The organism is Sporosarcina limicola, from assembly GCF_014873855.1.
GTDB classification, from domain to species: Bacteria; Bacillota; Bacilli; order Bacillales_A; family Planococcaceae; genus Sporosarcina; species Sporosarcina limicola.
This window is the reverse complement of the sequence record NZ_JADBEL010000001.1, coordinates 355,284-376,844: the sequence shown is the minus strand read 5'-3', so window position 1 is coordinate 376,844 and position 21,561 is coordinate 355,284. Positions and strand designations below refer to the sequence as shown.

Here is a 21,561-nt window from a genome sequence, read left to right as displayed (position 1 = left end):
GCGAGATGGTAAAGGAAGCGAGTTTGACACAATCGAATGGAGTAGGGCGATACGGGAAGTTTGGAGGACAGTTCGTTCCCGAAACATTAATGACAGCACTTATTGAATTGGAAGAGGCATACGACGGGGCGATGGCTGATTCAACATTTGTCGATGAAGTGAATTATTACTTGAAGGACTATGTAGGACGTGAGAATCCCCTCTATTTCGCAGAAAAACTTACCAAGTCAGCCGGAGGGGCGAAGATTTATTTGAAACGGGAAGATTTGAATCATACCGGCGCTCATAAAATCAATAATTCACTCGGTCAGGCGCTGCTTGCAGTACGGATGGGGAAAAAGAAAATCGTTGCAGAAACGGGAGCGGGCCAACACGGCGTGGCAACTGCAACGGCCTGTGCATTGTTCGGCCTCGATTGCGTTATCTTCATGGGCGCAGAAGATATTCGGAGACAAGAGCTGAACGTTTTCAGAATGGAACTGCTGGGGGCGAAAGTCGTTTCGGTTAATAAAGGAGCAGCGACGCTGAAAGACGCGGTGAACGAGGCACTACGCTACTGGGTGGCGAATGTAGAGGATACGCATTACATTTTAGGGTCAGCGCTGGGTCCGCATCCGTTTCCGAAAATCGTTCGGGATTTCCAACGGGTCATCGGGGTGGAAACGAGACGGCAAATCATGGAGAAAGAAGAGCGGTTGCCGGACGCAATTGTAGCGTGTATAGGCGGCGGAAGCAATGCAATCGGTATGTTCCATCCATTTTTGGACGATGAAGACGTAGCACTGTACGGAGTCGAAGCGGCAGGAAGTGGAATTGAAACAGGACTTCACGCTGCTGCGATTGCGGATGGTAAAGAAGGTGTGCTCCATGGGGCATACATGTATGTGTTGCAAGATGATGATGGTTTCATACAGGAGGCCCACTCCATTTCGGCGGGTCTCGACTATCCGGCGGTCGGTCCGGAACATTGTCACCTACATGATATAGGGCGAGTAAAATATACGTCCGTGACTGACGCAGGTGCTTTGGAAGGACTGCAATTGTTGGCGAGAACGGAAGGCATCATTCCTGCGCTTGAAAGTGCGCATGCAGTTAAATTTGCGGTAGAGTTGGCTAAGGATATGGCAAAGGAAGAAATTCTCGTCATTTGCCTTTCAGGACGTGGAGATAAAGATGTCCAAACTGTTCGTAATGCACTCGGAGGTGGATTGAATGACTGACATGAAGCTAACAAAAGCCATCAATGATTGTATCGAACGTAGAGAAAAGGCGTTTGTTCCGTATATTATGGCGGGTGATGATGGCCTTGAAACATTGAAGAAAAATATATTGTTTCTCCAAGAAGCCGGGGTTACTGCGATTGAAATAGGGATTCCTTTTTCAGATCCTGTCGCAGATGGCCCTGTTATTCAAGAAGCTGGCGAGCGTGCACTTGCTCATGGGGTGACGCTTCGCAACGTGTTGAAGGAGCTTGCTTCATTCAATAAAGAGGTGACGATTCCGCTTGTTATCATGACGTATTTAAATCCGATTTTACGCTACGGGATTGATGAATTCATAAAAGATTGTGGGGACAGTGGAATTGACGGTCTAATCATCCCAGATTTACCTTTAGAGGAAAGTGCGTTACTAAGAGACTCGCTTGTGGGGTCCGGTATCGCACTCATCCCACTTGTTTCGCTAACGAGTCCACCAGATCGCATTCGGAAAATTACTGCTAAGGGTGAAGGATTCATTTACGCAGTGACGGTAAACGGTATTACAGGCGTGCGGGACGGATTTGATGACGATCTTGCTGCGCATTTCGAACGATTAAAAGCGGTAAGTCCTGTACCAGTACTCGCGGGCTTCGGTATATCGACGCCCGAACAAGTCCGTACAATTGGCGCCTTAGCAGATGGTGTAATCGTCGGTAGTGCGATTGTGGATGCCTTCCATCGGAAAGACCTGCAAGCGGTGGAAGCCCTTGTGAAAGCGTGAAAACGTCTCTCTTCATGTGTAAGTTGCGTGAGGGGAGACGTTTTTTATTTTGGTAGATGGTCACACGAGCGACTAATTGCGCCCTCGAAGCGACTGATCTCCGAACTGAGCGACCAATTGCGCCGTCGAAGCGACTGATCTCTGAATCAAGCGACCAATTGCGCCGTCGAAGCGACCAATCTCTGAATCAAACGACCAATCCACAAAACACCATGCAAAAATTGATGGATAATGTGGAGGCAACAAGCATTAGTCTTGCTACGTCTGTAGAGATGCTTTTACAAGCACAACAATCTGCGATGGTGGCATCATCTGCAAGCAACTCCGCTAACCCATAACTATTATTCTTGAAAAGTGATAATTTACAGATAACGGATTATTGTAATAAAATAAACTTCTTTATTTCGGGGAAATAAGCATTAATATAATGGCTTATATGTAATTAATGTATTTAATTTATATAAAAGTAGTTAATTAGGTTGGAAGGAAATAGCGAAATGAAATATCGTTGCATGTCACGAAATGCCTACAATTGGAAAACTATTATATCTATTCGAGGGAGGTATATTCCAAATTGAGGAACATGTCCAAGAAGGAGTAAATGGCGTCGTAGGTGGATAAGGAAATGAAAAAGACCTGTATTGATTAGATAAGATGAAGGTTCCGTTCTATATTTTCGAGCGTAACTTTTTTGTTTCATTAAGGAAATAAAAAATATTTCATAAAAAAATATAAAATCTTTGAAGTTTTGAAAACGCTTTCAGAGCAGCGTTTGTAACCGGTTTGTAACATGTGAAATATAAAATATGTTTGCTATTCTAAAAAAGTGGTATTGTCATCTAATAGTTTGTGTAGTATATTAAATCGAGTGATTCAATGACTGAAAATTTACTGTTTGAAATTGAAATCTATCGTTTATATAAGGAGGAAGTTTTCTTGGGAAATTCAGTATTGGAAATTGAGAATCTCCGCGCATCATTTCGCATTAAAGGTGACTACTATGCGGCAGTGGATGGCGTTTCCTTAACAGTCCATGAGAATGAGGTTGTTGCAATCGTTGGAGAGTCGGGTTGTGGGAAAAGTGCACTTGCCCTCTCTATCATGGGACTTCATAATCTGAAGACTACGAAACTTGAAGGACAAGTGAATTTTCAGAGTCAAAATCTTCTATCCCTGTCGCCGGCAAAACTGAACAAAGTCCGCGGAAAAGATATCGGGATGATTTTCCAAGACCCTATGACTGCGCTCAATCCACTAGCGACAATTGGAAGACAGATTGAAGAACCAATGGATTACCATATGAAATTATCGTCAGCCGCCAAGAAAAAACGTACGATGGACCTTCTTCGCCGCGTCGGCATCAAAAACGAACAACGCATCTACGGGCAATATCCGCATGAACTATCGGGAGGAATGAGACAACGTGTCATCATCGCCATCGCACTTGCGTGTGACCCAGTTCTCCTTATAGCGGACGAACCGACGACAGCTTTAGACGTTACAATTCAAGCACAAATCATGGACCTTTTGAAAGAATTGCAAAACCAGATAAAATCGGGCATCATACTCATTACGCACGACCTTGGTGTCGTAGCAGAGATGGCCGATCGTGTAGCTGTCATGTATGCAGGGGAAGTGGTGGAAATCGCTGAAGTACGTGAGCTTTTTATGAATCCATTACATCCATATACTCGTTCCTTGTTGAATTCAATTCCTTCGAATATGGAAGCGAAAGCAAAACTTCATGTCATTGAGGGGATTGTGCCATCCATTCAAAACCTTGATCGTATAGGTTGTCGGTTCGCCCCGAGGGTTGCATGGGTTCCAGAGGAAGACCATGAAACGAATCCGCAGATGCATGAAGTGAAACCGAATCATTTCGTCCGGTGTACATGCTATAAAAACTTCCATTTTCCGGAGGGAAGAGTAGGAGAAAAAGATTATGTCGCTACTTAAAATAAATGATTTAAAAGTGCATTATCCAATCAGAGGAGGTTTTTTCCGCGGTGTGGTCGATCATGTAAAGGCGGTCGATGGAATCAGCTTTGAACTCCAGCCAGGCGAGACATATGGTCTTGTCGGTGAATCGGGGTGCGGAAAAACAACGACAGGTCGTGCAATTATAGGGTTGAATAAGGCGACGGACGGGGAAATTCTTTTTGAAGGTACAGATCTTGTAAAACAGAAAGGCTCTGACAGACGAAAACACGTAAAAGATATCCAGATGATTTTTCAAGATCCGTATTCATCATTGAACGTCCGGAAAAATATATTAAATATTATTGCCGAGCCACTTCGAAACTTTGAACGCATGTCACCCGGTGAAGAGTTGAAACGGGTTCAGGCACTTGTTGATCGTGTAGGGCTAAATCCGGAATCTATCTACAAGTATCCACACCAATTTTCAGGCGGTCAAAGGCAGCGAATCGGAATTGCGCGCGCGCTTACGTTGAATCCGAAATTGATCATTGCGGATGAGCCTGTCTCAGCACTCGATGTGTCTGTTCAGGCACAAGTGTTGAACTTCATGCAAGAAATCCAGAAAGAATATAATCTGACATACTTATTTATTTCCCATGACTTAGGGATCATCAAGCATATGTGTGATCGAATTGGCATCATGTACCGTGGCCGTTTCGTTGAAGAAGGAACAGCTGGTGATGTTTACAACAATCCACAGCACTTATATACGAAAAGACTTATTGCAGCGATACCGGAAATGGATCCTGAAAAGCGTTTCGAAAAAACGCATCTTCGACAGTCTATTAATGAGGAATACCGCACGAATTATGACAATTACTTTGACAAAGATGGACGGATGTTTGACCTGAAAAGTATCTCAACTACGCATTCCGTCGCATTACAGTAAAGGAGGGATTGTGAAATAATGCTGAAATTTATTTTAAGAAGAACATTAATCATGATCCCGCAGCTGTTTCTGCTCAGCCTAATTGTATTTGTACTTGCAAAAGCGATGCCGGGTGATGCAATCACAGGGGCCTTTGCGGGAGATCCGAATGCGACTGAGGAACGGAAAGAGGAACTCCGTGAAAAGTTTGGGTTGAATGATCCGTGGTATGAGCAGTACGGGCGCTGGATTGGAAACGCGGTCCAAGGCGACTTTGGTTCGTCTTATATGTATAAGCAACCGGTCACTACATTGCTTGCGGGAAAAGTCGGGAATACTGTGCTGTTGGCATTATTCACATTAATCATTACATATATAATCGCTATCCCCCTTGGAATCGTGGCGGGACGGTGGACAGACACATGGGCCGATAAACTGATTGTCACCTATAACTATTTTTCTTTTGCCACACCGTTATTTGTTTTCTCCTTGTTAATGTTATTCCTGTTCAGCTTTATTCTCGGTTGGTTCCCAATCGGAGGTAGTGTCGATATAAAAATCGAGGAGGGTACCTGGGATTATATTGTGAGCAAAATGGAGCACCTTTTCCTACCAGTCATGTCAGGAGCTCTTCTTGCAACCTTTGGAACAATCCAATACTTGCGGAATGATATCATTGATACGAAACTAAAAGACTTTGTCAAAACAGCCCGTGCTAAAGGGGTACCTGAAAGAAAGGTATATACGAAGCATATCTTACGGAATTCACTTCTACCAATAGCGGCATTTCTAGGCTATGAAATAGCAGGACTTATTGGGGGATCCATTTTCATTGAATCGATTTTCAGTTATCCCGGACTCGGACAGCTTTTCTTAACATCAATCGGCGCCCGTGATTTCACCGTTGTTACAGCTCTTGTCATGATTTTAGGCACGGCTACTATCATCGGAACAATGCTATCAGATATCATCTTAAGCATTGTGGATCCACGTATTCGCGTTGAATGATGGAAATGAAAGCAGAGGAGGGGAAACAAATGAAAGATACAGTGTCTCTAAATGACAAGCAATTGATGGCGAAAGAAAAAGTTAATAATCCATCGTTCATGAAAACAATTTGGCGTGAAATAAAAAACGATAAAATAGCATTAGGATCACTTATTCTACTTACGTTCCTTTTGTTAGCCGCCTACCTATCGCCGTTATTTATCGATCAGGCAGACATTACCCGAGTTTACATGGGGAATATCTACAAAGCACCTTCCGCTGATAATTGGCTCGGTTCGGATGACGGCGGACGGGATGTTTTCGGACAACTGATGCTTGGCGCGAGAAACTCGTTCACAATCGGCATATGCGTTACTTTGATTGCGGGTCTGTTCGGCTTAACAGTAGGTCTCATCGCAGGCTTCTACGGTGGTATCGTCGATAATATTATTATGCGTATCATCGACTTCCTGATGGTTTTGCCATCACTCATGTTCATTATCGTTTTCATAACAATCGTTCCACAATATACGGTATTCAATTTCATCCTAATAATGAGCGCTTTCGCTTGGTTTGGGAAAGCAAGGCTCATCCGATCAAGGGGACTTGCGGAGAGGGAGCTAGATTATATCAATGCTTCCAAGACGTTAGGAACGCCTAGTTGGAAAATTATGTTCTTTGAAATGTTCCCTAACTTGAGTTCCCTGGTTATTGTGAACATGACACTTACACTTGCAGGAAATATCGGGTTGGAGACCGGCCTTACATTCCTAGGTTTCGGTCTTCCGACTGGCACTCCCTCTCTCGGGACGCTAATCTCTTTTGCGAGAAACCCTGATATTGTGGAAAATAAGTGGTGGGTATGGTTACCTGCAGCATTACTAATTTTAGTAATGATGCTGTGTATAAATTATGTTGGGCAAGCGGTCAAACGCGCGTCTGACGCAAGGCAAAGGTTAGCCTAAAAAAATAGGGGAGGTAATACAATTGGTAAAGAAGAAACTTATGATGCTCGTCAGCCTTATGCTTGTTCTCAGCGTATTTCTAGCTGCATGTGGCAAGGATAAAGAAAAGGTTGAGGGAGTAGAGAAAGAAAAACCGGGTTCTGAAAAGATAGAAGAGGTAGAGAAGACGGAGGAGCCATCTTTCCCTGTTGACGTTTCGAACAAAGATGCAGTACTTGAAGACGGAGAACTAGTTTACGGGCTTGTTTCGTCCGACCCATTCAAAGGCACTCTCTCTCCGGTATTCTATCAAGATGCATATGATGCCGAATTATTACGTTTCTTTGCTGAAGACTTACTAGCTGTAGATGGTGATTACCTCATTACAAACGATGGGGCAGCAACATATGATATTTCGGATGAGAACAAAACAATTACAATAAAGATTAAAGACGGTGTGAAGTGGCATGACGGAGAGCCTGTAAAAGCATCTGACCTGCTTTACTCATATGAGATTATGGGTCATCCGGATTATACGGGTATGCGTTTCGATTTTCCAACTACTAACATTAAGGGAATGACTGCATACCACCAAGGTAAAGCCGATACAATTTCTGGTATAACAATTTCTGATGACGATAAAACAATCGCTATTGCGTTTGAAACAGCATCTCCTTCTATACTGTCCGGAGTATGGACAGCACCTACGCCTAGGCACTATCTTGGCGATGTAACAAAGGGTGAGATTACGATGGAGGAACTTGAAAGCTCTGACAAGATTCGTACAAAGCCGATTGGTTTCGGTCCATACAAAGTTGTAAAGGTTGTTTCGGGTGAGTCTGTTCTATACGAAAGATTTGATGATTATTGGGGAGGGAAACCGAATCTTAAATCAGTCGTATTGAAAGTTGTTAACAGTGCATCAGTTCTTGAGGCACTTAAGAAAGGTGAAGTTGATATTGCAAAATTCCCTACTGATCAATACTTGAATGCGAAAGATGCAGATCAGTTCGAACTACTTGGAAGACTAGGTTTATCCTATACGTATATCGGATTTAACCTCGGTGAATGGGATAAAAAGAACAAAATAAACATCATGGATTCAAAGGCAAAACTTGCTGATAAGCGGGTTCGCCAAGCGATGTGGCATGCAATGGATAATGAAGTAGTCGGTAAAGAAATGTACCATGGCCTTCGTATCCCTGCAACTACACTTATCACTCCAGCGATAAGTTTCAGAGACGATGAAAACAAAGGACGTTCATATGATCCTGAAAAAGCAAAAGCGCTTCTTGATGAAGCCGGTTTTGTAGATGTAAATGGTGATGGCATCCGTGAAGACGCGGAGGGCAAAGAATTCGTTCTGAACTTCCTTACAATGTCAGGTGGGGAAGTAGCAGAACCACTTGCAAAATGGTATATGCAGAACTGGGAAGAGATAGGTCTTAAAGTTGTGCTTTTAGACGGACGTTTACATGAATTGCAAGCATTCTATGACATGCTTGAAACTGGTCGTCCAGACATTGATATTTTCCAAGGAGCTTGGAAAACTGGTAGTGATCCAGATCCTTCTGGGATTCATGGTCGTGAATCTGTTAGTAACTTTTCTCATTACACAAGCGAAAAGAACGATGAACTGCTTGCAGCAGGTGTTTCTGAACAAGCATTTGACGTAGATTACCGTAAAGACATCTACAATCAATGGCAAGCGATGATGGTCGAAGATGTATCACTAGCTCCAACGCTTTATCGCTATGATCTTGAAGCGGTCAGCAAACGTGTTGTCAATTACTCAATAGATCCAGGTTCTCCTAACTATGCCCCATGGATGTGGGGAGTAACAAAATAAGCTTCAATTAGTTGAATTACGCAGGAAGTTTCACAATGAAAAACCGCTATCTGGGAAACTGGGTGGCGGTTTTCTGTGCTTGACAGTGTCTTTTTTTCTAATAGTTAAGGGTGTCGAAAAATATTTTTTGACACCCTTACAGCGGCCTGAATCGTTGAAACATCAACATATATATAGGGGGCTGAATCTTTGTTTTACATCCTAAAGCATAATCTATTTATCACGGTATCTGGATCTTTCTTAACTCAATTTAGAAACCCATTGACGTCTTTTGTCGAACGATTTATAAAGGAGTTCGCTCTTCGATGGCGAAAGTTAAACATTTAGAGAGGATGTGAGATAAATGAAAAAGAAATCCTTTTTATTTTCCGTCGTTATTTTGCTGAGTATGGCATTTACACCATTAGCCAGTGCAGGATCTCATCCTGAACTGGGTCAAGGGGATGGTGGAGGTGGAATTAAAAAACCCGTACCAATTTGTGATAATAAAGGGAATTGCATGTTACCGTAGTAACTTATATACAGATAATAAATCCTTTCGTTAATAGCATCCTTCGGGGTGCTTTTTCTATGTTATAAAATGCAACAAAAAAAGAATGAATTTAAGGAGGTGATAACCATTGAAAAGGCTTCTACTTAGAAAATCACTGAGGAATTAATTAGAAGAAAGGGTATTATCAGTCTGGTAGTAGAGTCTCATCGTAATCAATCAAGATTAACCTACTCATCCTATGTCGGGAGTTAATCGCTCTCTCCTACTCGAACAGATAGAACCGAACATTATATAACCTATATTCTTTGGCGGGAACCCGGATAATGTGTAAAATAGAAGGTGGGTATGGTTACCAGCATTGCTAATGCCGGAAATGATGCTATATATATAAATCAGGTTGGACAACCGCTTAAACACGTGTCCAGCGCAAGGTACAGATTGGTTTAAGGAAGGGGAGTCTTACAATTGGTAAAGAAACGAATGCTGTTCGCTGGCCTTATGCTCGTCCTCAGCGTATTTCTAGCTGCATGTACGGAAAAAGAGAAAACGGGTGAAGGCGAAAAAGCGCCAGACAAGAAAGACGAAGGCGTAGGAATAGAAGAAATAACAGAGGTTGACCCAAAAGAAGCGAGTCTTGATTTCCCTCATACTGTCTCAAACAAAGAACCAGTGATTGAAGACGGTGAACTAACAGTCGGACTCGTATCCGAATCTCCATTCGAGGGTATGTTGAATTCTGTGTTCAATTCCAGTGAATCAGATGCAAGAGTAATGGATTTTTTCGATGAAAATCTGCTATCTTATGATGGCGATTATTTGATCACAAACGATGGTGCTGCAACATATGAAATGTCTAAAGACCATAAAATGATCACATTGAAAATCAAAGACAATGTCAATTGGCATGATGGGGAGCCTGTAAAAGCATCTGATTTACTTTATAGTTATGAGCTTCTAGGACATCCAGATTATGCAGGTGACTTTTATGACGCTACAATCTCGAACGTTGAAGGTATGCCAGCATACAACGAAGGAAAAACGGATAAAATTTCAGGTATCAATGTAATTGATGACAAAAATCTTACAATCACATTTACAGAGGCTTCACCGACTATTCTATCAGGCATTTGGTCGACTCCTACTCCAAGACATCATATTGGGGATGTGACTACTGGTGAAGTTACAATGGAAGAAATAATGTCATCCGGGAAAATTCGTGTTAATCCAATCGGTTTTGGACCGTATAAAGTTGCAGAAATCATTCCGGGAGAATCTGTACTTTATGCAAGAAACGAAAATTATTGGAGAGGGAAACCCTCTTTGAAATCAGTCTTTTTGAAAGTAGTGAACCCGTCTTCTGTTGTTGAATTAATGAAAAAAGGTGAAATCGATTACGCAAGTATTCCCGCAGACCAGTACTTAAATGCTAAAAAGCTTGAAAATGTCGAGCTTTTAGCAGGAGTTGAATCGACATACGCCTATATCGGTTTCAATCTTGGTAAATGGGATGAAAAAAAGAATGAAAACGTAATGGATCCAACTAAAAAAATGAGTAATAAACTTGTTCGCCAAGCAATGTGGCACGCAATGGACAATGAAACAATTGGTAAAGAACTTTACCACGGACTTCGTATCCCGGCGAACACTGCGATTCCCACTGCATTTGCAAGCTTTCACGATGGGGATAACGAAGGGCGCCCATATGACCCTGAAAAAGCAAGAACACTTCTTACCGAGGCGGGATATCTTGATGTAAACGGTGACGGTTTCCGTGAAACAGATAAAGGTGAAGAATTTGTGCTTACCTTTGCTGCAATGGAAGGTGGAAAAAAGGTTGAACCAAATGCGAAATTCTATATCCAAAATTGGGCTGACGTAGGCATTAAGGTTCAATTAGTAGACAGTCGCTTATATGAATATAACGAATTCCACGAGTTGTTAAAAGCTGACGATTCGAACGTTGATATTTACCAAAGCACATGGGGAACTGGATCAGATCCGGATCAAGAAGGCCTATATGGAAGAAGAGCTGCGTTGAACTACACACACTATACGAGCGAAAAGAATGACGAACTGCTTATAGCTGGAACGTCTGAACAAGCGTTTGACACTGACTACCGTAGAGACATCTACAATGAATGGCAGGCGTTAATGATTGAGGATGTACCGGTTGCCCCAACTGTATACAGTTACGCTCTATTAGCTGTAAACAATCGCGTTGTTAACTACTCAATCGACCCAGGATCTGAACTATGGTTGTATGAAATGGGTGTAAGCCAAGAAAAATCGGTTGTTGCGAAATAAAAAAATAAATCATCTCGTTGAAGGAGTCTAAACTATTTAACTTCATTCAGTAGAGGTCTCCCACTTTAGTAAGTGAGGAGATGATTGTAAAGTGTATAGACGGTTCAGTGGGGTCCAAACCCTTCGGCGGAGACTGGCGATTTTGAAATAAGGAGATGGGGCTATCAATTAATATTGGATATTTCATGCATAAATTGATGATAAGTGGAGAAAAAGCAATTATTAGTCCTACGATATTTGGGAGATACTTTACAAGTCTAATATGCGGCAATGGCCGTAACAATAGCGGAATCAGTTGTAAGTAATTCTGCTAAATCATAGTCATTATTTTTTTAAAGATAATAACTATCTGATAATAGACTATTATAATAGAAGGAACTCAAACGGTCTAAGTGAATTTTTATTTGTATACAGGTATGTATACTCACTAAAAAAATTTCAGAAAGAATCAAGGAATTAGGAGCTGACAAGAAACAATATGACCATGCGGCTTGAAAATTGTTTACTCTTAAAATTATATTGCTCAAGTTGCGAAAGCTACATAAAAAAGATTCAGTTCTAATTAGAACTGAATCTTTTTTATGTTTTAGTAGGATAACGTGAATTGAAAAAATCCAAAAACTTGAAGTTCTTGAAAAGGCTTTGACATCAACGTTTGCAACATATTTGCGACCTATTAAATAGTAGATGCATTCGGAATTCTACAAAAATGGTGTTGTATTCTAATAGTTTGTGTAGTATATTGAGTCAAGTGATTTAATAACTGAAAATTTACTGTTTAGAATTGGAGTTTATCGTATACATAAGGAGGAAGTTTTTTGGGAAATCCAGTATTGGAAATTGAAGAACTCCGCACATCATTTAGCATCAAGGGTGACTATCACGCTGCGGTAGATGGAGTTTCCTTAACAGTCCACGAGAATGAAGTTGTTGCAATCGTAGGAGAGTCAGGTTGTGGAAAAAGTGCACTTGCCCTATCTATCATAGGACTTCATGATTTAAAGACAACGAAACTTGAAGGGCAAGTGAATTTTAAAGGACAGAATCTTTTGTCACTACCTATTTCAAAATTGAATAAAGTTCGCGGGAGAGATACTGGTATGATTTTCCAAGATCCGATGACTGCACTTAACCCACTTGCGACAATCGGAAGACAGATTGAAGAACCAATGGACTATCACCTAAAACTATCATCTGCTGCCAAGAAAAAGCGTACGCTTGATCTGCTTCGTCGTGTAGGCATTAAAAACGAACAACGTGTTTATGGGCAATATCCACATGAACTATCGGGAGGGATGAGACAACGTGCTGTCATCGCCATTGCACTTGCATGTGATCCAGTTCTTCTGATAGCAGATGAGCCAACAACGGCCTTGGATGTTACAATTCAAGCACAAATTATAGATCTCATGAAAGAACTACAAAATCAGATAAAATCAGGAATTATTCTTATTACACATGACCTTGGCGTCGTAGCTGAAATGGCCGATCGTGTGGCGGTCATGTATGCAGGAGAACTAGTGGAAATCGCTGAAGTGCGTGAGCTTTTTGTGAATCCGTTGCACCCATATACTCGTTCCTTGTTGAATTCAATTCCTTCGAATATGGAAGCGAAAGCAAAACTTCACGTCATTGAGGGAATTGTTCCATCCATTCAAAACCTTGATCGTATAGGTTGTCGGTTCGCTCCGAGGGTTGCATGGGTTCCAGAGGAAGACCATGAAACGAATCCGCAGATGCATGAAGTGAAACCGAATCATTTCGTCCGGTGTACATGCTATAAAAACTTCCATTTTCCGGAGGGAAGAGTAGGAGAAAAAGATTATGTCACTTCTTAAAGTAAATGATTTAAAAGTACATTACCCAATTCGCGGAGGGTTCTTCCGTAACGTGGTCAATCATGTAAAGGCCGTCGATGGAATCAGCTTTGAGCTCCAGCCAGGTGAAACATATGGTCTTGTTGGTGAATCAGGCTGTGGAAAAACGACGACGGGCCGTGCGATTATTGGGTTGAATAAAGCGACGGGCGGGGAGATTCTTTTTGAGGGTACAGACCTTGCGAAGCAAAAACGCTCGGACAGACGGACATATGTAAAGGACATCCAGATGATTTTTCAAGATCCATATTCATCATTGAATGTCAGGAAAAATATTTTGAATACTATTGCTGAGCCACTGCGGAACTTTGAGCGCATGTCACCTGGTGAAGAATTAAAACGAGTTCAAGCACTTGTTGAACGTGTAGGGTTAAGTCCAGAATCAATCTACAAATATCCACATCAGTTCTCAGGCGGTCAAAGGCAGCGAATCGGAATTGCGCGCGCGCTTACATTGAACCCAAAATTAATTATTGCGGATGAGCCTGTTTCGGCACTTGATGTTTCCGTTCAGGCACAAGTGCTGAACTTTATGCAAGAAATTCAGAAAGAGTTTAATTTGACGTATTTATTTATTTCCCATGACTTAGGTATTATCAAGCATATGTGTGATCGAATCGGCATCATGTACCATGGTCGTTTCGTTGAAGAAGGAACAGCTGATGATGTTTACAACAATCCACAGCATTTATATACGAAAAGACTTATTGCAGCGATACCGGAAATGGATCCTGAAAAGCGTTTCGAGAAAACGCATCTTCGACAGTCTATTAATGAGGAATACCGCACAGATTATGATAGTTATTTTGACAAAGATGGACGGATGTTTGACCTGAAAAGTATCTCAACTACGCATTCCGTTGCATTGCAGTAAAGGAGGGATTATGAAATAATGCTAAAGTTTATTTTAAGAAGAACATTAATCATGATTCCGCAGCTGTTTCTGCTCAGTCTAATTGTATTTGTACTTGCAAAAGCGATGCCGGGTGATGCAATCACGGGGGCATTTGCAGGAGACCCGAATGCGACTGAGGAACGGAAAGAGGAACTCCGTGAAAAGTTTGGGTTGAATGATCCGTGGTATGAGCAGTACGGGCGCTGGATTGGAAACGCGGTCCAAGGCGACTTTGGTTCGTCTTATATGTATAAGCAACCGGTCACTACATTGCTTGCGGGAAAAGTCGGGAATACTGTGCTATTGGCATTATTCACATTAATTATTACATATATAATCGCTATCCCCCTTGGAATCGTGGCGGGACGGTGGACAGACACATGGGCCGATAAGCTGATTGTCACCTATAACTATTTTTCTTTTGCCACACCGTTATTCGTTTTCTCCTTGCTAATGTTATTCCTGTTCAGCTTTATTCTCGGTTGGTTCCCAATCGGAGGTAGTGTCGATATAAAAATCGAAGAGGGTACGTGGGATTATATTGTGAGCAAAATGGAGCACCTTTTCCTACCAGTCATGTCAGGAGCCCTTCTTGCAACCTTTGGAACAATCCAATACTTGCGGAATGATATCATTGATACGAAACTAAAAGACTTTGTCAAAACAGCCCGTGCTAAAGGGGTACCTGAAAGAAAGGTATATACGAAGCACATCTTACGGAATTCACTTCTACCAATAGCGGCATTTCTAGGCTATGAAATAGCAGGACTTATTGGGGGATCCATTTTCATTGAATCGATTTTCAGTTATCCCGGACTCGGACAACTTTTCTTAACATCAATCGGCGCCCGTGATTTCACCGTTGTTACAGCTCTTGTCATGATTTTAGGCACGGCTACTATCATCGGAACAATGCTATCAGATATCATCTTAAGCATAGTGGATCCACGTATTCGCGTTGAATGATGGAAATGAAAGCAGAGGAGGGGAAACAAATGAAAGATACAGCATATCTACACGACAAGCAACTGATGGCGAAAGAAAAAGTTAATAATCCATCGTTCATGAAAACAATTTGGCGTGAAATAAAAAACGACAAAATAGCATTAGGATCACTTATTCTACTTACGTTCCTATTGTTAGCCGCCTACCTATCGCCGTTATTTATCGAACAGGCTGACGTTACCCGAGTTTACATGGGGAATATCTACAAAGCACCTTCCGCTGATAATTGGCTCGGTTCGGATGACGGCGGACGGGATGTTTTCGGACAGCTAATGCTTGGCGCGAGAAACTCGTTCACAATCGGCATATGCGTTACTTTGATTGCGGGTCTGTTCGGCTTAACAGTAGGTCTCATCGCAGGTTTCTACGGTGGTACCGTCGATAATATTATTATGCGTATCATCGACTTTCTGATGGTTTTGCCATCACTCATGTTCATTATCGTTTTCATAACAATCGTTCCACAATATACGGTATTCAATTTCATCCTAATAGTGAGCGCTTTCGCTTGGTTTGGGAAAGCAAGGCTCATCCGATCAAGGGGACTTGCGGAGAGGGAGCTAGATTATATCAATGCTTCCAAGACGTTAGGAACGCCGGGTTGGAAAATTATGTTCTTTGAAATGTTCCCTAACTTGAGTTCCCTCGTTATTGTGAACATGACACTTACACTTGCAGGAAATATCGGGTTGGAAACTGGCCTTACATTCCTAGGTTTCGGTCTTCCGACTGGCACTCCCTCTCTCGGGACGCTAATCTCTTTTGCGAGAAACCCTGATATTGTGCAAAATAAGTGGTGGGTATGGTTACCCGCAGCATTACTAATTCTAGTAATGATGCTGTGTATAAATTATGTCGGTCAAGCAATCAAACGTGCGTCCGACGCAAGGCAAAGGTTAGCCTAAAAAAATAGGGGAGGTAATACAATTGGTAAAGAAGAAACTTATGATGCTCGTCAGCCTTATGCTTGTTCTCAGCGTATTTCTAGCTGCATGTAGCAAGGATAAAGAAAAGGTTGAGGGAGTAGAGAAAGAAAAACCGGATTCTGAAAAGATTGAAGAGGTAGAGAATACAGAGGAGCTATCTTTCCCTGTTGATGTTTCGAACAAAGATGCAGTACTTGAAGACGGAGAACTAGTTTACGCGCTTGTTACGGATGACCCATTCAAAGGCACTCTCTCTCCGGTATTTTATGACGATACACATGATGCTACTATATTAAGTTTCTTTTCTGAAAGCCTACTAGCCGGAGATGGTGATTACCTCATTACAAACGATGGGGCAGCAACATATGATATTTCTAATGAGAACAAAACAATTACAATAAAGATTAAAGACGGTGTGAAGTGGCATGACGGAGAGCCTGTAAAAGCATCTGACCTACTTTATGCATATGAGATTATTGGTCATCCAGATTATACAGCTTCAGGTTACGTATTTCCAACTAACAACATTAGTGGAATGACTGCATACCACGAAGGCAAAGCTGATACGATTTCTGGTATAACAGTTTCTGATGACGATAGAACAATTGCCATTACATTTGAAGCACCGTCCCCGTCCATACTGTCCGGAGTGGCTACAGATCCTGTCCCAAGGCACTATCTTGGTGATGTAACAAAAGGCGAGATTACAATTGAGGAAATTGAAGGCTCTGACAAGATTCGTACAAAGCCGATTGGTTTCGGTCCATACAAAGTTAAGAAAGTTATTCCAGGCGAAGCTGTTCAGTACGAAAGATTTGACGATTATTGGAGAGGGAAACCGAATCTTAAATCGATCGTTTTGAAAGTTGTTAACAGTGCAACAATTCTTGAAGCGCTTAAAAAAGGTGAAGTTGATATTGCAGGTTTCCCAACTGATCAGTACTTAAATGCGAAAGATGTGGATCAGTTCGAGCTACTTGGAAAAATAGGTTTCACCTATACGTATATCGGATTTAACCTTGGTGAATGGGATAAAAAGAATAAAACAAGCATAATGAATCCAAAATCGAAATCTGCTGATAAGCGAATTCGACAAGCGATGTGGCATGCAATGAATAACGAAGTAGTCGGTAAAGAAATGTACCATGGCCTTCGTGTCCCGGCAACAACACTTATCCCCCCGGCGCTTGGTTTCCACGATGCTGAAAACAAAGGTCGTTCATTTGATCCCGAAAAAGCAAAAGAGCTTTTGGATGAAGCTGGGCTTATAGATGTAAATAATGATGGTTTCCGTGAAGATGCGGATGGCAATGAACTCATTATAAACTTTCTTTCAATGTCGGGTGGGGAAGTAGCAGAACCACTTGCAAAATGGTATATGCAGAATTGGAATGATGTAGGTCTTAAAGTTCAACTTTTAGACGGACGTTTGCATGAGATGCAAGCATTCTATGACATGATTGACACTGATCGTCCAGACATTGATATTTTCATGGGAGCTTGGGTAGCTGGTACTGATCCAGATCCTTCAGATATTTACGGTCGAGAATCCTTTAATAACTTCTCTCGTTATACAAGCGAAAAGAACGATGAATTGCTTAAGGCAGGTACTTCTGAAAAAGCATTTGACGTAGAGTATCGTAGAGACATCTACAATCAATGGCAAGAGATGATGGTCGAAGAAGTTTCACTAGCTCCAACGCTTTATCGTCATGATCTCAAAGCAGTCAATAAACGTGTTACCAACTACTCAATAGATCCGGGTTCTCCTAACAGTGACATATGGATGTGGGGAGTCACAAAATAAGTTTCAATTTGTTGAATTACACAGGAAGTTTCACAATGAAAAACCGCTATCCGGGAAACTGGGTGGCGGTTTTATACGTTTAGTAGCGTTTTTTCTTTAATGGATAGGAGACCTTGACCTGATTTTGGGTTAGAAAGGCATAAATATAGTATTGGAGACGTGCACACATCCCCTAGTGTCACTTTTCCAGGAGGAACGCTAGTTTATTTCTTCGGCGGGAACCCGAATAATGTATAATATATATAAGCAATTCCCGATTGTAATTCATCTCGTCCTTTTCTTATGGTATCTCGGCTAACATGAAACTCGTTGGCAACCGCGGAATGACCGCCTTTGCCCATAGGCCGCAGCGATTTTTGCTAGCGTGATACGTTTGTCTGAGCCTTTCAATTTATCTGCGGTTTCTATAAGAATATCTTTGCATTTCTCCAAAAATGTGCGTATGATATTATCAGTACCTATTGTTATATTTTTTTGTTTTTGTTGTTATTAACAATTAAAACATAATTCAAGGGGTATTTCTGGTTTTTTCTCTAAAATTGACTAGTTATTTTTTTGCTCATGCCTTATTCAGCACGTCCATCGCATCAATGAAGATACCTTGTTGCAACTCACCTTTGAGCCTTCTGATTTCATCAGCAACCTTAGGAATTCTTATCAGCCTGCTACCCCCTTCCACATGAGCACTGTTCCGACTGTACCCCGCTTTAATTGCGGTCATCGTCTGATTAAAGCTCTTAATGTAGTAAACACAAAAAAGCCTTTGCTTATCGGTTAAATCATCCGACTCTACAAAGACCTCTTTTTCCGCTCTTTTCGTTGCAACGTTCGTGCGTTGCGTTTCACGTTTCCTCTTGACCATTTTTCGCGATTCTTCCTACTGCGAATAGTGGAATCTTTCAAATCGTGTTTCTCCGCTAAATCTTTAAACGTTATTTCACTAGATTCCCATTCCTTCTGAATCTCTTCCCAATTAAGCACATTACATCACCGTCCACCTCCCTATTATGTTTGTTTTGAGCAAAAGAAAAGCACCTATTCATCTAGGTGCTTAATAACTAATCTAAAACTATCCAATCATGGTCGTCCTGCGCAATTTCCTTTATTGTCGCATATCGGTTTATAAGGGTACCCTCCTCCATGATCCAGTGGCACAGCGCCTGCATTGCCAGCAAACGACAAACTTAAAAGTAGTAGTGTACCCGCGATGAAAGAGAGCATCGATTTTTTCCTTTTCATATATTCACACCTCCTTATTCCTTTAGTAATTGTTATATTCTTCATTTTTAGTTAAAACCCTTTATTTTTCTTAAAAAAAAGCAAACCAACAATAATATTCAAGAAATTTTGATTAAATTAACAGGTAGGAACTCGTATGTATCGAGGTTGTAGAAGGGGTTATGTCGCTCGCGCCCCCCCTTTTTTATTCTTCCTTTTATTTTTGCAGACTTTGTAAGCTTATTCTATGTCATGTTTTTTGAATTTTATGACATCAGAAGGTCTACTCAATTGAGTAGACCTTCATAATAAGGTATCACTTTCCCGAAAAAAGCTTTCCCATTTCTGCTCCAAGCATTTTGCTCATAACTTCTTGGATTGCAGGATTTTCAAACTGCTTCGCGATTAAATCAGTTTTCACCTTTTCTTCATGTAACTTAGCTTCCCCTATTAGTTGCGCTTGTATTTTAACCATTTCGTTTTCTGTTTGTAATTTCACTTTTTCTAATTCTAATTTATTCGTTTCTTTAATCTGATTCATTTTTGCTGAAGCTTTTTTTGATGCTGCGAAATAAGCTATTAAAGCGGTTGCTACAGGCACAACTATATATGTTGAATTATGGATTTACTCTTTACCTTTTAGGGTATAGATTAATAAAAGCCCAGAAGGAGTTGATTCATCATGACACACGAAGTGAAAGTTGCTGAACTACGTAAGGCGATGAAAAATGTGAAAGATCGCCGTCATTTTGAACGCTACGAAGCCGTCTACCTTTCAATGATTGGATATACACAAAAAGAGATTGCCAAAGTTATTGGGCGTACAAGAAAAACTGTTCATACCTCTATTTCTACTTATCGTAAAGCTGGTATTATCGGGCTCAATATGGGCTATTCACCAGGAAAAGCGTCAAGGTTGTCAACGGAAAAAATGGAACAACTTAAAGACACTGTGTCGAACTACTTGCCATCAGATGTAGGATTTCCCGCGCATTATAACTGGACGCTTGCGCTTGTTGTGCCTTATATCCAAAGGGAATGGGGGAAAAGCTATAGCTTAAAAGGAGCCTCATTACTGCTACACAAATTGGGACTCAGTTATACGAGACCCACTTACACGTTGAAAAAGGCGGATCCCGTGAAACAAGAAGAATTTATAGAAACAACCTTTCTAGCACTAAAAAAACTTCTGAACGAAGAGATTGAGCGAATTCTTTTGAAGATGAGTCCATGATCCGGGACTACCAAGCAATTGGACGTACTTGGTTTTTGAAAGGCAAACAGCGAATCATTCCGACATATGGCCAACATAAAGGCGTGAAATTACTCGGTACACTGAACTATGAAACAGGCGAAATAGTTTGTGTTGAGCAAGAATCCTTTAATGCGGGTGCCTTTCTTGATTTTTTAAAGATGATTTTGAACAAGTACCCGACAGGAAAAACCGTCATGATTCTTGACAATGCACGAATCCATCACGCAAAGCTCATTCAACCTTTTCTCGAAAAAAATAAGGATAGAATTGAACTTGTTTTTTTGCCGCCTTATAGTCCCCAACTAAATTTGATGGAAGGCGTTTGGTAGTGGCTAAAAGAATCCGTCATCAATACTGTTTTTTCCCGAATGTAGATTATGCTTTTCTACAAGCTCCATCAATTCATTCCGTGAAATTAGGGTGGATAAAAGATTTAAAATCGTGCTAAACTGTTTCATAAAGGAAGGATGCAGTTCAATCCTTCCCTGAGGACACCCTTCCTGTATATAGATGTTTGTTTTGTCGCATTACATCATATCAGATTGGGTGTCTTTTTTCTATGATTCTATTGGAAGAAACTAGCTAATCAACAGACGTGTAAATTGAACATATGAATAACTATATAAACTGAGCGAAGGCGCCTTCCAAGGGCTAGCCGGAGCCATAAGACTGGCGGCGAAGCTAGTCTGACGCATCCTCGAGGAAGGATGTAGTTCAATCCTTCCCTAGCGCCGCAGCGGATTCAATGTAATTCTTTATTTCAACATATATATCTTTACAAACATCGATATTGCCCATACAATCTTTTCTTTTTTTATGCCCTATTAACACTTAAATGCGATGGAAGCTACGCTCTCGGACGATATGGGTAATTTGGAATAACCGCTTTTCTTTTGAAAATGTTTTGGCAGGACGGAATATCCGAATGATGAAATAAAGAAGAAGAATCTTAGTTTTTCCACGTGTAAATATAGTTATTGAACAATCCGAATAAACCGGATTACTCAGTTCTGCTTTTCAATAATAAAACTGTATAGTACTTTTCTCTTGTAATTCATTCTGGTATGGACAATCTTATTTCCTCTTAATAAACCCCTAGATAGTTTCATAAATTCAATATAATACTTTTATTTGACAATTATTTCAACTTATTATATAGTTATAGTTGAATAG

The 21,561-nt window shown here is 41.1% G+C and carries 19 protein-coding genes and 1 pseudogene; 16 read left to right on the top strand and 4 right to left on the bottom strand.

The genetic code is table 11. The annotated features are described in order from the left end of the window. The first annotated feature begins 5 nt into the window (after nt 1–5). From trpB to H4683_RS01830, 14 genes are all read left to right on the top strand, one after another. A complete protein-coding gene (trpB, locus tag H4683_RS01895) occupies nt 6–1,220 on the top strand; it encodes a tryptophan synthase subunit beta (protein WP_192597115.1) in 1,215 nt (404 codons plus the stop codon). Beyond that, nucleotides 1,213–1,980 (top strand): tryptophan synthase subunit alpha, encoded by a 768-nt coding sequence (trpA, locus tag H4683_RS01890; protein WP_192597114.1) that lies wholly within the window; start codon nt 1,213–1,215, stop codon nt 1,978–1,980. The genes trpB and trpA overlap by 8 nt, the downstream gene beginning before the upstream one ends. A 936-nt stretch (nt 1,981–2,916) precedes the next feature. After that, on the top strand, nt 2,917–3,936 hold the full coding sequence (locus tag H4683_RS01885; RefSeq protein ID WP_225941815.1) for an ABC transporter ATP-binding protein: 1,020 nt from the start codon (nt 2,917–2,919) through the stop codon (nt 3,934–3,936). Further along, a complete protein-coding gene (locus tag H4683_RS01880; RefSeq protein ID WP_192597112.1) occupies nt 3,923–4,849 on the top strand; it encodes an ABC transporter ATP-binding protein in 927 nt (308 codons plus the stop codon). The genes H4683_RS01885 and H4683_RS01880 overlap by 14 nt, the downstream gene beginning before the upstream one ends. An 18-nt stretch (nt 4,850–4,867) precedes the next feature. After that, nucleotides 4,868–5,836 (top strand): oligopeptide ABC transporter permease, encoded by a 969-nt coding sequence (gene opp4B, locus H4683_RS01875; RefSeq protein ID WP_192597106.1) that lies wholly within the window; start codon nt 4,868–4,870, stop codon nt 5,834–5,836. A gap of 29 nt (nt 5,837–5,865) precedes the next feature. Beyond that, nucleotides 5,866–6,780, top strand: a complete 915-nt coding sequence (locus H4683_RS01870; protein WP_192597111.1) for an ABC transporter permease — start codon at nt 5,866–5,868, stop codon at nt 6,778–6,780. 22 nt (nt 6,781–6,802) lie between these two features. Then, entirely contained in the window at nt 6,803–8,608 is a 1,806-nt protein-coding gene (locus H4683_RS01865) for an oligopeptide ABC transporter substrate-binding protein (RefSeq protein WP_192597110.1), read from the top strand. Between the two features lie 343 nt (nt 8,609–8,951). Beyond that, nucleotides 8,952–9,119, top strand: a complete 168-nt coding sequence (locus H4683_RS01860) for a hypothetical protein (protein ID WP_192597109.1) — start codon at nt 8,952–8,954, stop codon at nt 9,117–9,119. Nucleotides 9,120–9,566: 447 nt separating this feature from the next. Further along, nucleotides 9,567–11,405: an oligopeptide ABC transporter substrate-binding protein gene (locus H4683_RS01855; RefSeq protein WP_225941814.1), complete on the top strand. Its 1,839-nt coding sequence runs from the start codon at nt 9,567–9,569 to the stop codon at nt 11,403–11,405. An 818-nt stretch (nt 11,406–12,223) separates the two neighbouring features. Next, nucleotides 12,224–13,243: an ABC transporter ATP-binding protein gene (locus H4683_RS01850; protein WP_192597108.1), complete on the top strand. Its 1,020-nt coding sequence runs from the start codon at nt 12,224–12,226 to the stop codon at nt 13,241–13,243. Further along, nucleotides 13,230–14,156 carry an ABC transporter ATP-binding protein gene (locus H4683_RS01845; RefSeq protein ID WP_192597107.1) on the top strand — a complete coding sequence of 309 codons (927 nt, stop codon included), beginning with the start codon at nt 13,230–13,232 and terminating at the stop codon, nt 14,154–14,156. Before H4683_RS01850 ends, H4683_RS01845 begins: the two co-directional genes overlap by 14 nt. Nucleotides 14,157–14,174: 18 nt before the next feature. Further along, entirely contained in the window at nt 14,175–15,143 is a 969-nt protein-coding gene (gene opp4B / locus H4683_RS01840; RefSeq protein WP_192597106.1) for an oligopeptide ABC transporter permease, read from the top strand. Between the two features lie 29 nt (nt 15,144–15,172). Further along, on the top strand, nt 15,173–16,087 hold the full coding sequence (locus H4683_RS01835) for an ABC transporter permease (protein WP_420826529.1): 915 nt from the start codon (nt 15,173–15,175) through the stop codon (nt 16,085–16,087). Between the two features lie 22 nt (nt 16,088–16,109). Further along, the gene (locus H4683_RS01830) at nt 16,110–17,915 is read left to right on the top strand and encodes an oligopeptide ABC transporter substrate-binding protein (RefSeq protein ID WP_225941813.1); all 1,806 of its coding nucleotides are present in this window, start codon (nt 16,110–16,112) and stop codon (nt 17,913–17,915) included. Nucleotides 17,916–18,166: 251 nt separating this feature from the next. On the opposite strand, the pseudogene H4683_RS22280 reads toward H4683_RS01830, so the two are convergent. The 4 genes and pseudogenes from H4683_RS22280 to H4683_RS01815 form a co-directional block, all read right to left on the bottom strand. Beyond that, a pseudogene (locus tag H4683_RS22280) lies at nt 18,167–18,362 on the bottom strand (ISAzo13 family transposase); the annotation flags it as partial. Nucleotides 18,363–18,474: 112 nt separating this feature from the next. Next, nucleotides 18,475–18,777: a terminase small subunit gene (locus tag H4683_RS01825; RefSeq protein WP_225941812.1), complete on the bottom strand. Its 303-nt coding sequence runs from the start codon at nt 18,775–18,777 to the stop codon at nt 18,475–18,477. Between the two features lie 215 nt (nt 18,778–18,992). Continuing rightward, nucleotides 18,993–19,154, bottom strand: coding sequence for a hypothetical protein (locus H4683_RS01820; RefSeq protein WP_192597105.1), 162 nt, complete (start codon nt 19,152–19,154; stop codon nt 18,993–18,995). A 295-nt stretch (nt 19,155–19,449) separates the two neighbouring features. Beyond that, nucleotides 19,450–19,674, bottom strand: a complete 225-nt coding sequence (locus H4683_RS01815; protein WP_192597104.1) for a hypothetical protein — start codon at nt 19,672–19,674, stop codon at nt 19,450–19,452. 141 nt (nt 19,675–19,815) lie between these two features. On the opposite strand from H4683_RS01815, the gene H4683_RS21200 reads away from it, so the two are divergent. Next, complete coding sequence (locus H4683_RS21200; RefSeq protein WP_225941811.1) at nt 19,816–20,367, top strand: helix-turn-helix domain-containing protein; 552 nt, start codon at nt 19,816–19,818, stop codon at nt 20,365–20,367. Continuing rightward, nucleotides 20,364–20,717, top strand: a complete 354-nt coding sequence (locus H4683_RS21195) for an IS630 family transposase (protein ID WP_225941810.1) — start codon at nt 20,364–20,366, stop codon at nt 20,715–20,717. The genes H4683_RS21200 and H4683_RS21195 overlap by 4 nt, the downstream gene beginning before the upstream one ends. Nucleotides 20,718–21,561: the final 844 nt, after the last annotated feature.

Bases quoted from the DNA above. Each gene is read 5' to 3' on its own strand.
- trpB (WP_192597115.1), top strand. From the start codon at position 6: ATGGTAAAGGAAGCGAGTTTGACACAATCGAATGGAGTAGGGCGATAC.
- trpA (WP_192597114.1), top strand. From the start codon at position 1,213: ATGACTGACATGAAGCTAACAAAAGCCATCAATGATTGTATCGAACGT.
- H4683_RS01880 (WP_192597112.1), top strand. From the start codon at position 3,923: ATGTCGCTACTTAAAATAAATGATTTAAAAGTGCATTATCCAATCAGA.
- opp4B (WP_192597106.1), top strand. From the start codon at position 4,868: ATGCTGAAATTTATTTTAAGAAGAACATTAATCATGATCCCGCAGCTG.
- H4683_RS01870 (WP_192597111.1), top strand. From the start codon at position 5,866: ATGAAAGATACAGTGTCTCTAAATGACAAGCAATTGATGGCGAAAGAA.
- H4683_RS01860 (WP_192597109.1), top strand. From the start codon at position 8,952: ATGAAAAAGAAATCCTTTTTATTTTCCGTCGTTATTTTGCTGAGTATG.
- H4683_RS01845 (WP_192597107.1), top strand. From the start codon at position 13,230: ATGTCACTTCTTAAAGTAAATGATTTAAAAGTACATTACCCAATTCGC.
- opp4B (WP_192597106.1), top strand. From the start codon at position 14,175: ATGCTAAAGTTTATTTTAAGAAGAACATTAATCATGATTCCGCAGCTG.
- H4683_RS01835 (WP_420826529.1), top strand. From the start codon at position 15,173: ATGAAAGATACAGCATATCTACACGACAAGCAACTGATGGCGAAAGAA.
- H4683_RS01825 (WP_225941812.1), bottom strand. From the start codon at position 18,777: ATGGTCAAGAGGAAACGTGAAACGCAACGCACGAACGTTGCAACGAAA.
- H4683_RS01820 (WP_192597105.1), bottom strand. From the start codon at position 19,154: ATGAAAAGGAAAAAATCGATGCTCTCTTTCATCGCGGGTACACTACTA.
- H4683_RS01815 (WP_192597104.1), bottom strand. From the start codon at position 19,674: ATGAATCAGATTAAAGAAACGAATAAATTAGAATTAGAAAAAGTGAAA.
- H4683_RS21200 (WP_225941811.1), top strand. From the start codon at position 19,816: ATGACACACGAAGTGAAAGTTGCTGAACTACGTAAGGCGATGAAAAAT.
- H4683_RS21195 (WP_225941810.1), top strand. From the start codon at position 20,364: ATGATCCGGGACTACCAAGCAATTGGACGTACTTGGTTTTTGAAAGGC.